Source organism: Streptomyces europaeiscabiei, assembly GCF_036346855.1.
Classification (GTDB): Bacteria; Actinomycetota; Actinomycetes; order Streptomycetales; family Streptomycetaceae; genus Streptomyces; species Streptomyces europaeiscabiei.
The window spans coordinates 10,604,644-10,617,707 of sequence record NZ_CP107841.1 but is presented as its reverse complement, the minus strand read 5'-3'; the positions used below and the strand labels follow the sequence as shown (position 1 = coordinate 10,617,707).

Sequence of the window (13,064 nt, the reverse complement as noted above, 5' to 3'; positions counted from 1 at the left end):
CGCACCGGTCAGGTGGCGCACCGGTCAGGTGGCGCACCGGTCAGGTGGCGCACCGGTCAGGTGGCGCACGGGGCAGGTGGCGCACCGGCCGGGCGGGTGTCGGCCGGGCGCCTTCTGCCAGGCAGGTGCCGCATCGTCAAGTCAGCGGCCGGCAATGGTCGAAGTTGCCGGATTGTGTGCCGGCCGCTGGCCGTTCGGCGGGCCGCCCGCCTAATTTCGGCGTTCGGCGGACGAATGCGAAGCGCAGCGCCGGGCGGCGGGAAAGTCCAGGAATTCCGGGGCGTCAGGAGCGCCCTGGAAGCTGTGGATCGGGGTGGACTTCCACCGCATGTTCAAAAATACGGAAGAAATTCAAGATCCCATATTCGAGAACACGAGGAAAAGGACGAGAGGCGTGCGACCCATTGATCTTCCGGCCTGCGGACCGGGCCATGGTGCTCCGCTCACCCATGTGGGCTTCAGGCCTGACGGACAGCGGCTGGCCAGCTGTTCGTACGACGGCACGGTCATCGTCTGGGACACCGGCGACCCGTCCCGTCCCGCTGTGCTGGCACGGCTGCGCCACCGCCGTCTGGTCAACGCCTGTGCCTGGAACCCGGTCGACGGCGAGGTGCTGGCCACCGCGTCCGCGGACAAGACGGTGGCCGTGTGGCGGGTGGGCGAGGAGGGCGGGGCGGTGCTGCAGACCGTCCTGGCCCGGCACACCGACGACATCAACTCGGTGGCCTGGCTGCCGGACGGCAAGCGGCTGATCTGTGTGTCCGAGGACGGGCGCGCCACGTTGTGGTCGGCCGCCGACGGGGCGTTCCTGTGTGAGGTCGGCTCGCACGAGGCGCACTGCATGATGGTGTCGGTCAGCGCGCAGGGACTTGTTGCCACGGTCGGCGAGGACGGTCTGGTCGCCGTCAGTGATCCGGACGGCCGCGGCGCGCCCGTCACCCGCCGCTACGGCTCCTCCATCGAGGGCTGTGCGTGGTCCCACTCGGGCCGGCTGCTGGCGGTGGCCCGCGACGACGGCGCCGTCGACCTGCTCACCGCCGGCCTGGAGGTGGTCCGCACCGTCGCGGTGTCCACGTCCGCGGCGCGCTCGGTGGCCTGGTCCGAGGACGACTCCTCCTTCGTGGTGGGCGCCTACGACGGGGCTCTGCACTGCTTCGACGTGGCCGGCAGGCGTCTGCACCGCATCGAGGACCGGCGGGTGTGGCCGCGCTCGGTCAGCGCCGCCCGGGGTGTGGTGGCGGCCGGCAGTTTCTGGAACGGCCCGCATCTGTACGATTTCGCGACGGGCGCGGAGGTCTTTGCTCCGGCCGGGGCCACGCACGGGCCCAACGCGCTGGCCCGGCTGGGCGGCGACCTGCTGATCGGCACCGACTCCGGTCTCGTCGTCGCCGTCGCCCTCGAGGCCGGGGGCACCGATTGCGGCCCCGTCCGCCTGGTCGACTTCGGTCTCAGTCCGGTGCTGTCCCTCGCCGTCCATGACGGGGTGCTCTTCGCCGGCACCTACTGCGGGCACGTCCTGCGCCACGACGGCCGTGCCGTCACCTCCAGCGCGCAGCTCGGTGCTCCCGTGCCTTCCCTTGCCGTCCACGACGGCCACCTCGTCGCCGGCACCTACAACGGGGAGTTCCTCCTCATCGCCCCGGACACGCTCGGCGTGGTGGAGCGGGTCGAGGCCCACGGCGGGTCGGTGAAGTCGCTGGCCGCCGTCCCCGGCGGTTTCCTGTCGGCGGCCACCGACCGCACCGTCGAGGCCGGCGGGGTGCACGGGCGCAGCAGGCTGTGGGAGCACGGCAACCTCGTCAACGCGGTCGCCGTGCTGGGCGCCGGGGTCGCCGCGAGCGCTTCGCGCGACCACACCGTCAAGGCCGGCCGGATCGCCCGCCTGCCCGACGGCACCTGGCGTGCGCAGTGCGTGCAGACCCTGCTGGGCCCCGACGAGTCCGTCAAGTGCGTGGCCCTCATGGGCAGCGCCGAGCGGCCCGTGGTGCTCGCGGGTTCCTACGACTTCGGCCTGTACGCCTGGCAGGTCGACTTCGACGAGGCGGCGGCCACCCTGGCCTCTGGCCGTGTGGTGGACCACTTCGCCCAGGGTGTGTCGTGCATGCTCCGCCTCGACGACGACACCGTCGCCGTCGCGGGCTGGGACGGCCGCGTCCTCCTCGTCGGCGTCGACAGCGCCGGCCTGCCCGTCGTCGAGCGCTCGCTGCACCTGGGCGAGTTGCTGACCTCCCCGACCCGACCGACCGCGGCCGCACCGGTGGGCCGCACGGTGGAAAGCAGGGCCGCATGAACACCCTCGTCACACTGCCCGCTGCCGCCCGGGTCCGCGCCCGGGTCCCCATCACCCTGGACCGTGCGCGGGGCCGCCGGGCGGAACTGGTCACCTTCCACCAGCTGCCCGACGCCGCGGAGCACATCGCCTGCGTCGTGCCCTACGCACCGCAGTCCGTGCCGCTGGTGCGGCTGCACAGCGAGTGCCTGACCGGTGACGTGTTCGGCTCGGCGCGCTGCGACTGCGGACCGCAGCTCGACGAGGCGCTGGCCGCCCTGGCCGACACCGGCGGCGTCGTGCTCTACCTGCGCCAGGAAGGCCGCGGCATCGGCCTGTACAACAAGCTCGACACCTATGTCCTGCAGGACCAGGACATCGACACCTTCCGCGCCAACCGTCTCATCGGACGCGGCGAGGACGAGCGGGACTACCGGGCCGCCGCCGCGATGCTGCGGGCGCTGGGCCTGACCCGTATCCGGCTGCTGACCAACAACCCCGACAAGGTCGCCCAGTTGCGCGCCCTGGGCATCGCTGTGGACGCGGTCGTGGCCACCACCGTTCATCTCACCCCCGACAACGCCGCCTATCTGGCCGCCAAGGCCGGCAGCGGCCACACCCTGGCGCTGCTCGAGGAGGCGAGCGCATGAACCTCAAGGACGTCGCCTCCTGCGCGCACTTCGCCGAGCAGGCGGACCTCGCCGACCCCGCCCTGGTCCATCCCTCGCCCGGCGCCCTACCCGTCCTGGCCGACCGGCCGGGGCTGGCGAGGGCGGTGGAGGACCCGTCGCTGGCGCTGGCCGAACGGCTGGCCGCCGGGGGCATGCTGGCCCTGCTGGGCGACCCGCGCATCACCCCCGTCCCGGCGGTGTGCCCCGTGGCGGCCGCAGCAGTCCGTATCGGGCTGCCGGCCGAGGAGGTCGAATACGTCACCCGGTACTGGGCGCACCGCGGTGTGCAGGAGTCGTGGATCGCCAAGGAGAGCCCCGAACACACCGTGCGGATCAGTGATTTCTTCATCGCCCGCTACCCGGTGACCAACGGCGAGTGGCGTGCGTTCCTGGCCGACACCGGCCTCACCGAGCGTCCCACCACCTGGTATCTGGGCGCCTATCCCTGGGACCGCTCCAACCATCCCGTCGCCGGGATCCGCGCCGAGCACGCCGACGCGTACGCGCGGTGGCTGTCCAAGCGCACCGGCCACCCGTGGCGGCTGCCCACCGAGGCGGAATGGGAGTACGCGGCCAAGGGCCCCGACAACCGCCCCTACCCGTGGCAGGGCGGCTTCGATCCGGATGCCTGCAACACCCGCGAGACGGGGGTGCACACCACCACGCCCGTCGGCGCGTTCCCGGCCGGGGCCGCCGCGTGCGGCGCCCTGGACATGGGAGGCAACGTGGAGGAGTTCACCGCCGACGACTACGCGCCCTACCCCGGCGGCGAGGCGGTGGCCGATCACCTGGTGGAGTCGATGGGCAGCTACCGCATCGCCCGCGGCGGCGGCTTCGCCCGGTTCGGCGACCTCACCCGCACCCGCCGCCGGCACGGCCCCTTCCCCGGGCCCCTGTACCCGGTGGGGTTCCGGCTGGCCAGCAGCGAGCGCCCGTCATGAGCGCACCGACGACCACCCCACCGCCGGCAGCCGCACCGGTGACCACCCCACCGATGACAGCCGCACCGCCGGCAGCCGCACCCGTGACCACCCCACCGATGACCGCCGCACCGCCGGCAGCCGCACCGCCGGCAGCCGCACCCGTGACCACCCCACCGCCGGCAGCCGCACCGCCGGCAGCCGCACCCGTGACCACCCCACCGATGACCGCCGCACCGCCGGCAGCCGCACCGCCGGCAGCCGCACCCGTGACCACCCCACCGCCGGCAGCCGCACCCGTGGCGGGGGTGCCGGTGGCGGGGGTGCCGGTGGGCTACCGGTACATCGGGCGGGCGCTGCGGGCCCGGTGTCCCGACCGCGCCGCGCTGGAAGCGCCGTTCGCGCCGCTGGAGCGCCGGGCCCACCTGCTGCTGCCCCGCCTGGCCTCGATCCGGTCCGCCCTGGGCGCCACGCCGCTGGTGGCGGTGCCCAGCCGGGGCGGGCGGGGCACGGTGTGGCTGAAGGCGGAGGCCGCCAACCTCACCGGCACCGTCAAGGCCCGTACCGCCTACGCGCTGCTGTGCGCGGCTGTTGCCCGGGCCGGCACCCCCGCGGTCCGCCTCGCCGAGTACTCCGGCGGCTCCCTGGCCCTGGCCCTGGCCGAGATGTGCGCGCTGCTCGGCCTCGATGTGCACCTGGCCGTGCCGTACGGCTCGCCCGAGCGCCTGACGGGCGCCCTGCGCCGGTACGGCGCACAGGTCACCCACGCGCCCCGGGGCACAGGATTCCTCGGAGCGATGGACGAGGCGGCGCGCATCGCCGAACGCGAGGAACGCCACCTGCTGCTGCAGCACTGCGCGCCCGAAGCGGTCGCCGTGCACCGCGAACAGACCGGCGCCGAGATCGTCGCCCGGCTCGCCCGGGAAGGGATACGGCCCGCCGTGCTGGCGGCCTCGGTGGGTTCCGCCGGCACTCTCGTCGGCACGGCACAGGCGTTGCGTTGGCGCTGGCCGGGCTGCCGCGCCCTGGCCGTGTTCCCCGCCGAGGCCCCCTACGGCGACAGCCGCGCACCGGACGGCACCCGCCGTATGAGCGGCACCGGGGGCCTGGGGCACGGCCTGCGGCAGCCGCTGCTGGCCCCCTACGAGGACGGCTTCGCCTTCGCCGGCGTCTCCTACCCGCAGGCGCTCAAGGCCATGGGCCTGCTGCGCCGCACCCAGCAGATCGCCGTCTGCAGCAGCGCGGCGGGCGCCTGGCTCAGCGCGTCCCGCGTCATCGACGAGGACCTGCGCGGCGGGCACGCCGTGGCCGTCGCCGCAGGCCGGGGAACCACGGAGGAATGGGACCATGCCGCAGGCCACTGAGACACCGCGCGGCTACGCCGCCTACCGCCGCACCGTCGCCGGCTCCTTCAGCCACTGGTACCGCCGCCGGCGCGACTCCTGGACCGGCGCCGGCACCAGCGACGCGATCACCCGCTTCGCCGCGGAACAGGCACCGGCCGTCACCGGCCGCCGCCCGAAGGTCCTGGACGTCGGCTGCGGCCGCGGCCGGCAGATCACGGCCCTGACCGAACACCTGGACGCCGACAGCACCGGCCTGGACCTGCTGGACGTCTGGGACGCACCTCCGCCCGCCCGGGGCCTGGTCCGTTTCTGCCAGGGCGACTTCCTGGACTTCACCGGCGCCCGGTTGGACCTCGTGGTGGACAACGGCTGTCTGCACCACCAGCGGCGCGCCGACTGGCAGGCCTGGGCCGCCCACGGCGCCGGCCTGCTGCGCACCGGCGGAGTCCTCGTCGTCAGCGTATTCCTCAGCCCCGACGGCACCGTCACCGAACTGCCCCTGGACGACGGCCGGCTCAACTGGTGGCTGACCGAAGAGGCCGTCACCGGCCTGTACACCGGCGCCGGGCTCACCCCGAAAGGCCGCCTGGTGATCGACCGTGACTTCTCCTACCGGGGCCACCGGCTGGCCTACCTGGCGCTGGCATTCCGCAAAGACCGGCAACCGGCCCCGTCCCGATGTGAAGGGGACCCGACATGATCAAGGAAATCGACCTGGGACGGCCCCAGGGCCGCCTCCACCTGCGCGGCGCACTGCACGACGGGGTCTTCCTCGTCCGCAACACCGTCGCGGAGTCCCTGCTGGACGAGGCGTACGGATTCCTGTCCGCCTTCTTCGCCCTGACGCCCGAGCAGAAGAGGACCTGCCGGGTGCCGGGCAGCAACGGCCAGTCCGGCTACACCCCGCCGCTGGCCGAACACGCCGAGAAAGGCCCGGTGGCGGACTTCAAGGAGCTCTTCCACTGGGGGGCCGCGCTGCCCGCCGGGCACCCGCTGCGCGTGCGCTACCCCGCCCGCTACCCCGACCCCTACTTCCCCGACCACCTGGTGCCCGGCATCGGCTCGGCACTGCGTGAACTGCACACCCGCATGCTGCGCTTCCAGCACGAGGTGGTGGAAGCCCTGGCCGGCGCGCTGGGCGTCCACCCCGACTACTTCAGCGACATGCTGCAGGACGGCCCCGCCGTCAACCGGGCCGCCTGGTACCCGCCGATGCAGCAGGCCCCCTCCCAGCAGCATGTGTGGGCGGCGCAGCACCAGGACTTCGACCTGATCACCACACTGCCCCGGGCCAGCGCGGCAGGCCTGCAGGTGCAGCTCGACGGTGAGTGGCTGGCCGTCCAGGCACCACCGGGGTATGCCGTCGTCAACGTGGGCATGGTCCTGGAACGGCTCACCGGCGGGCTGGCGCGCGCCGCCGTGCACCGGGTGGTGGCCCCGCCCGGTGCACGCCAGGGCCGCCTGTCCATCGTGCAGTTCTGCCACCCCGCACCCTGGACCGCCCTCACCCCGCTGCGGCTGCCGGGCACCGAGGACAGCCCGCAGCGGTTCGCCACCCTCACCGCGGACGAGCTGTTCCAGCGCACCATGTACCGGATCGGGCGGCTGGGCCCGGCGGGCGCCGCGGCGCCCGCCCGATGAGCCGCTCCGCCTCCCGGATCACCCCCACACTGCTGGAGCTGATCAGGGAGGACCTGCAGGCGGTCCTCGAGCGCGACCCGTCCTGCCCGGGCCGGGGCCAGGCGCTGCTGCACGCCGGCTGGCAGGGCCTGGCCCTGCACCGCCTCGCACACCGCCTCCACCGGCACGGACACCGCTTCAGCGCCGCGGCCCTGACCCGGCTGGCACGCCTGCTGACCGGCATGGAGATCCACGCCGGAGCGTGTATCGGCCGGCGCGCGTTCATCGACCACGGATTCGGCGTCGTCATCGGCGAAACAGCCGTCGTCGGTGACGACGTGACGCTGTATCACGGCGTCACGCTCGGTTCCAGGGGCTGGCTGCACGACAGCGGCCCCGGCCGGCGCCGTCACCCGGTCATCGGCGACCGGGTGATGATCGGCACCGGCGCGTCCGTCCTGGGACCGGTCACCGTCGGCGACGACTGCCGGATCACCGCCCACGGCCTCGTCCTGCGCACCCTGCCGGCCCCCACCACCCACAACCCCACCCACAACCCCGCCCTCAGCCCCACCCTCAGCCCCGCGCCACACTGCACGCACCACCGGCCACCGCACACCGGCGGCCCGGCCCCAGGACACCCGGCCCCCGAACCCGCCGCAGAAGAACGGTGAACCGGACCGCACACAACACCGCCACCCCCACCCGCCTCCAACCACGTCCCACCGACGCCGAGGACGAGAGTGCGGGCAGATCCCAGGGCCCGGCCGAAGGCACGGCCAGGGCCCGGCCGAAGCCGCGGCCGAAGGCGCGGCCCAGGGGACCGACGCCGAGGGGGGGTGGGATGGGGGCGGTGCCGGCTCCGACAGCGGGGGTCGGGGCGATGCCGGGCGGGGGCGGGGTGCTGTGCGAGGGGGCCTTCCCGGAGGCCGGTGACCCGGTGGACGGAACCATTTCTGAGACGGGGACGGTCCCGGGCGCCGCGCCCCGGTTTCCCGGCGACCCATCAGATCAACGGCCCGCCGGGCCGCCGACGTCCGGGCACCCCACGGCGCCATGAGCACCGCACGCACGCCCCGCCAGGCCCGCCTCCGCCGGACAGGCCACAGCATGCACTCCAGACGCCCGCCGGCACTCCGGGAAACGGCAGCCCTCAGCAATCCGCGCAGCCGCACGCACGCCCCGCCAGGCCCGCCTCCGCCGGACAGGCCACAGCATGCACTCCAGCCGCCCGCCGGCACTCCGGGAAACGGCAGCCCTCAGCAATCCGCGCACCCATGCACACCGCACGCCCCGCCAGGCCCGCCTCCGCCGGACAGGCCACAGCATGCACTCCAGCCGCCCGCCGGCACTCCGGGAAACGGCAGCCCTCAGCAATCCGCGCAGCCGCACGCACGCCCCGCCAGGCCCGCCTCCGCCGGACAGGCCACAGCATGCACTCCAGCCGCCCGCCGGCACTCCGGGAAGCGGCAGCCCTCAGTGATCCCGCGCGGCCGTGGCGCCGTGTCCTTCCGCGGTGAGCCGTCCGAGCGCCGACGCGGAGGCGAGCCGTGGCAGCAGCAGCTGCCAGAACCGGGTGAGGGTCCGGCACGAGAGCCATACGGGATCCTGCGCCCCCAGCACCTCCAGGCCCGTGGTCGCCGCCACGAGGGTGATCACCGCGTCCTCCGGCGTCATCGTCTCGTGCAGGGCCCCTTCCGCGTCGGCGCGCCGGAGCGTTTTCTCGACCCACTGACGCCACTGGTGCCTCAGATCCCGCTTCGCCACGTAGACGTGATCGCCGCTCAGCTCGAACCCGGTCCGCAGGACCACATCGTCATGGAGCCCGCGCGCCAGGTCGTGAGTGGCGTCCACCAGCAGCTGCAGGGCACTGCCCGCCGCCTCTTCCTCCCGCAGGGTGATCCGGCCGAGCCGGTGCGCGGCCGCGTCCTCGACCGCGCCCGCCAGGGCGGCCTTGGTGGCGAAGTGGAAGTGCAGCGCCCCGTTGCTCACACCGGCCTGACGGCTGATCACGGTGAGCGAGGCCACGCTGAAACCGTCCCGGTCGAAGACGACCGCGGCAGACTTGATCAGTGCCTCGCGCGTGCGCAGCGCGCGTTCCTGTTTGACCATCGAGGTGCTCCGTCATTGCGAAGGGTTGTTCGTTCTCGGCAGGCGGACCGACCGGCGTGCGCGGCAGGGTGAGGGAGCCGGCGAGGACCCCAACCGGGTCCCGGCCACGGGCCGATGACAGGAACAACAACGCCACGGGCCACGGCACAGACACGGCACACACGTCCGCCCCCCGGCCCGGACCGGGCCGGCGGCGGACGTCCGTGCCGGCACACCCGGGTGCGCCGGACACGTGGCCGCGCCGAGCACGTGAATGCACCCCCGCGCATGGATGCACCCCCGCGTGTGAATGCCCCCCCGTGTGGGTGCACCCCCGCGTGTGTGGGTGCACCCCCCGTGCGGGTGCAGGCCGGGGGGATCCGGCTGCGCCGGATCCCGGGCGTCCGTCGTTGCCATGCCAGGCCCCCTCCTGGAAGAAGGCCGGGGAGGTCCCGTCTCAGGCCCATGAAACACCACCATAACAAACCGCACACGCGGTCTCTGTATGGCCGGTGAAAGAGGTCCGGGAGGCGCCCGGCCACGCCGGCGGCATCCGGCGCCGCGCGGGCTGCCGTCCGCGCGGCGCCGGATGCCGCGATCTTCCCGCCCTCCCCCGCCCCCTCCCCCGCCGCCCCCGCACGCGGCTCCCGCACGCCGGGCGGGCGGGCGCCGCGGGCGGGGGCAGGCCGTCCCCCCGGGGCCCGCCCGCTCACCACCACCCGCCCTCCGCACCGCGCTCACGAGGGCGTTCGAGGCCTGCCGCCCCGGGGCGGACCGGCGGGCACAGCCTCCCTGCACCCACGGAAGGCACGCACGCCCCACCGCCCGGAACCGGGTGATATCCGCAGGTCGGACAGCACTCCCCGGGCGGAGCGAGGACCGGTGGCGGATCTGGAGCAGCCTGCTCCGCATCCCGCCCCGGCGGACTGCGCGATACCGCTAGAAATTAAACCGGTTGGTATGTATCTTCTTGCTTGCTCGAGGGACCACCACTCATCAGTGCACGCCATGGCGGCTCAAGGGGATCAGACATGTCTGCGATCACGTTCCGCACAGAACGCGCGATACCCAGCACTTCGCCCACCGCTTCGGACACCCCGGCACCGGCCGGGACCGGCGTCATGCGCTACCCGTCCCTGACCACCACGGTCCCCAAGGAGTTCGTCCACCGCGCCAGCGTCGCCGAGGTCATGCTCACCGACTGGGAACGCACCGGGCAGGCCCGCTTCACGGTGAGCGCCCAGTGGCCCCGCGGGCACAGCTTCTTCACCCCCCTCGAAGGCTGCCACGACCCGCTCATCGCGGCCGAGACCGTCCGCCAGGCCGGCGCACTCCTGGCACATGCCGAATTCGGTGTCCCGCTCGGCCACCACTTCCTGATGTGGGACCTCGCCGTCGACGTGCGCCCCGAACACCTCCTCGTCGGCGGCGCGCCCGCCTCCCTGGAACTGGACATCAGCTGCCCGCAGATCAAGCGGCGCGGCCGCAGCCTGGCAGGCCTGCGCTACGAGGCCGCGATCCGGCGCGACGGCCGGCCCGTCGCCACCGCCGGCGCCTCCTTCTCCTGCATGTCCCCGGCCGTCTACCGCCGCGTGCGCGCCCACCGCCCGCCCGCCGGCGAGTGCGCCAGACCCCTGCTCACCGCCCCGGTCGCACCGCAGAGCGTCGGACGGATGTCCCCCATGGACGTCGTGCTCTCCCCCCTCACCGAAAAACACCGCTGGCAGCTGAGGGTCGACAGCCGCCACCCCGTGCTCTTCGACCACCCGGTCGACCACGTGCCCGGCATGGTGCTCATGGAGGCCGCCCGCCAGGCCACGGCCACCGTCCTGGGCCGCCCCTTCGTCCCCCAGTCCCTCACCGCCAGCTTCCAGCGCTACGCCGAACTCGACACACCCTGCATCATCGAGGCACACCCCGCCCCCGCCACCTCCCCCGGCCCCGGCCCCGGCCCCGGCAGGTCCGTACTGGTCAGCGGCCACCAGGACGGCCAGAGCGTGTTCCGGTGCACGGTGACCGCAGCACCGCCCACCCCCTGAGACACGGGCCACCCCAGGCCTCCCGCCCGTCAGCGGCACACCGCACCCCTCCGGCCCCCCGCAGACACACCCCACGGGACCGCCCCCTCCCACGGCCACCGGCGCGGCCCCACCCGCCCGGCCCGGACACCACCTGCCCCCACCCGGCAGCAACGGACCGGCCACCCCCGGCCACCTCACGGTAATATACAAACTGGGCGGTTTTTTTGAAGAGCTGGAACGCGTGCCAGCCGCACGACACATGGAGGCCGTATGGCCAAGCAGGACCGAGCCATCCGCACACGCCGGACCATTCTCCTGGCAGCAGCCAAAGTCTTCGAGGACCACGGATACCAGGCCGCGACCATCTCCCAGATCCTCACCACAGCCGGAGTGACCAAAGGAGCCCTGTACTTCCACTTCAGGTCCAAAGAGGAACTGGCACTGGGCGTCCTCGACGCACAGGACAGCCAGTTCACCGTCCCCCACCGGCCCGGCAAACTCCAGGAACTCGTAGACGTCGTCATGCTGCACTCCCACCGGCTGCAGACCGACCCCATGGTCCGCGCCAGCGTGCGCCTGGCCATGGACCAGATGGCCACCGGCCTGGACCGCACCGGCCCCTTCCTGCGCTGGAGCTCCCTCGTACGGGAACTCCTGGAAAAAGCCCAGACCCAGGGCGAACTCCTGCCCCACGTCGAACCCGCCCGGACCGCAGACGTGATCGTCGGCTCCTTCGCCGGCATCCAATCCATGTCCCAGGCCATCAGCGACTACCAAGACCTCATGACACGCGCCAGCGAACTCCTACGCCACCTCCTGCCCAGCCTCGCCCAACCCTCCACCATCGCCTCACTCCACCTCTCCACCACCCGCGGAGCAACCGTCTACCACGAAGCCACCCGACTCCTCAAAGAACAACCCACACAACAGCACAACCAGACACCAGCACCAGCACCAGCACCAGCACCAGCAACGGCAGCGGCGGCAGCGGCAGCAACGGCGGCAGCAACGGCGGACTGACACAGCCGGCACACAGCCGGCCCCGCACCTCACCCCGCAACACCCACCCCCCACAGGCCCCGCAGGATGCCCGCGGGCCCCCCGGGCATCCTGCGGGGCCCTCATGGGCGTCCTGCGGACCCCGTGGGCATCCTGCGGGCGTCCTGCGGGCCGCGCCCGCACCTGACCGCAGCCCGCAAGACGCCCCCCTTTTTTTGAGGCCAACGACGCACACCACCGGCGCAAAAGCATCCCGACCCGCCGGTGAACACCGCCAGACACACACCGCCGCAGCACACCCGGCGGCACCGACCGACGACGGGGGAACAGGGGCATGGGAACACTGACCGGGAAGACGGCACTGGTCACCGGAGCCAGCCGCGGGATCGGCCGGGCCATCGCCCGCCGGCTGGCCCGCGAAGGAGCCCTGACCGCCGTGCACTACGGCAGCAACGAACAAGCCGCACAGCACACCCTGAAACTCATCACCCAGGACGGCGGACAAGCCTTCGCCGTCCACGCCGAACTCGGCGTGCCCGGCGACATCGAAACCCTCTACACCCACATGGAAGACACCCTCGCCAGACAGCACAAAGGACCCGAACTAGACATCCTCGTCAACAACGCGGCCATCAGCGGATCCGCCCGCATCCACGACGTCACCCCCGAACTCTTCGACCGCCTCTTCGCCGTCAACACCAGATCCCCCCTCTTCCTCGTCCAACGAGGCCTGAAAAACCTCCGCGACGGCGGCCGCATCATCAACATCTCCTCCGCAGCCACCCGCATCGCCTACCCCGAATCCCTCATCTACTCCATGACCAAAGGAGCCCTCAACACCCTCACCCTCGCCCTCGCCAAAGAACTCGGCCCCCGCAACATCACCGTCAACACCATCAACCCCGGATACATCGAAACCGACATGAACAAACACAAACGACAAACCCCCCAAACCGCCGCCCACCTCGCCACCCACTCCACCCACAACCGCATCGGCCAACCCGACGACATCGCCGACATCACCGCCTTCCTCGCCTCCGACGCATCCCGCTGGATCACCGGCCAACACCTCGACGCCAGCGGCGGCACCCACCTCTGAGAGGGCGTTTATACAGGTCAAGCCCTAA

General features: G+C 72.8%; 11 protein-coding genes. 10 read left to right on the top strand and 1 reads right to left on the bottom strand.

Annotated elements, in window-relative coordinates; all coding sequences use genetic code 11:
- The first annotated feature begins 394 nt into the window (after positions 1–394).
- The 7 genes from OG858_RS46200 (at position 395) to epsC (ending at position 7,500) form a co-directional block, all read left to right on the top strand.
- Positions 395–2,290 (top strand): WD40 repeat domain-containing protein, encoded by a 1,896-nt coding sequence (locus tag OG858_RS46200; RefSeq protein ID WP_328543759.1) that lies wholly within the window; start codon positions 395–397, stop codon positions 2,288–2,290.
- A complete protein-coding gene (gene ribA, locus OG858_RS46195) occupies positions 2,287–2,919 on the top strand; it encodes a GTP cyclohydrolase II RibA (protein WP_086751981.1) in 633 nt (210 codons plus the stop codon). Before OG858_RS46200 ends, ribA begins: the two co-directional genes overlap by 4 nt.
- Entirely contained in the window at positions 2,916–3,881 is a 966-nt protein-coding gene (locus OG858_RS46190; RefSeq protein WP_319268869.1) for a formylglycine-generating enzyme family protein, read from the top strand. The genes ribA and OG858_RS46190 overlap by 4 nt, the downstream gene beginning before the upstream one ends.
- A gap of 203 nt (positions 3,882–4,084) precedes the next feature.
- Complete coding sequence (locus tag OG858_RS46185) at positions 4,085–5,224, top strand: pyridoxal-phosphate dependent enzyme (RefSeq protein WP_327742891.1); 1,140 nt, start codon at positions 4,085–4,087, stop codon at positions 5,222–5,224.
- Entirely contained in the window at positions 5,208–5,906 is a 699-nt protein-coding gene (locus OG858_RS46180) for a class I SAM-dependent methyltransferase (RefSeq protein ID WP_327723099.1), read from the top strand. The genes OG858_RS46185 and OG858_RS46180 overlap by 17 nt, the downstream gene beginning before the upstream one ends.
- Entirely contained in the window at positions 5,903–6,847 is a 945-nt protein-coding gene (locus tag OG858_RS46175; protein WP_319268873.1) for an isopenicillin N synthase family dioxygenase, read from the top strand. The genes OG858_RS46180 and OG858_RS46175 overlap by 4 nt, the downstream gene beginning before the upstream one ends.
- Entirely contained in the window at positions 6,844–7,500 is a 657-nt protein-coding gene (gene epsC / locus OG858_RS46170) for a serine O-acetyltransferase EpsC (RefSeq protein ID WP_319268876.1), read from the top strand. The genes OG858_RS46175 and epsC overlap by 4 nt, the downstream gene beginning before the upstream one ends.
- An 802-nt stretch (positions 7,501–8,302) precedes the next feature.
- On the opposite strand, the gene OG858_RS46165 is transcribed toward epsC, so the two are convergent.
- Positions 8,303–8,938, bottom strand: a complete 636-nt coding sequence (locus OG858_RS46165) for a ScbR family autoregulator-binding transcription factor (RefSeq protein ID WP_319068623.1) — start codon at positions 8,936–8,938, stop codon at positions 8,303–8,305.
- A 1,010-nt stretch (positions 8,939–9,948) separates the two neighbouring features.
- Here OG858_RS46165 and OG858_RS46160 point away from each other — a divergent pair.
- The 3 genes from OG858_RS46160 to OG858_RS46150 all read left to right on the top strand — a co-directional run bounded on the left by OG858_RS46160 (position 9,949) and on the right by OG858_RS46150 (position 13,036).
- Positions 9,949–10,956 (top strand): ScbA/BarX family gamma-butyrolactone biosynthesis protein, encoded by a 1,008-nt coding sequence (locus tag OG858_RS46160; protein ID WP_328543760.1) that lies wholly within the window; start codon positions 9,949–9,951, stop codon positions 10,954–10,956.
- Positions 10,957–11,208: 252 nt separating this feature from the next.
- The gene (locus tag OG858_RS46155) at positions 11,209–11,958 is read left to right on the top strand and encodes a ScbR family autoregulator-binding transcription factor (protein WP_327723102.1); all 750 of its coding nucleotides are present in this window, start codon (positions 11,209–11,211) and stop codon (positions 11,956–11,958) included.
- A gap of 313 nt (positions 11,959–12,271) precedes the next feature.
- Positions 12,272–13,036 carry an SDR family oxidoreductase gene (locus OG858_RS46150; RefSeq protein WP_319068620.1) on the top strand — a complete coding sequence of 255 codons (765 nt, stop codon included), beginning with the start codon at positions 12,272–12,274 and terminating at the stop codon, positions 13,034–13,036.
- Positions 13,037–13,064 lie beyond the last annotated feature (28 nt).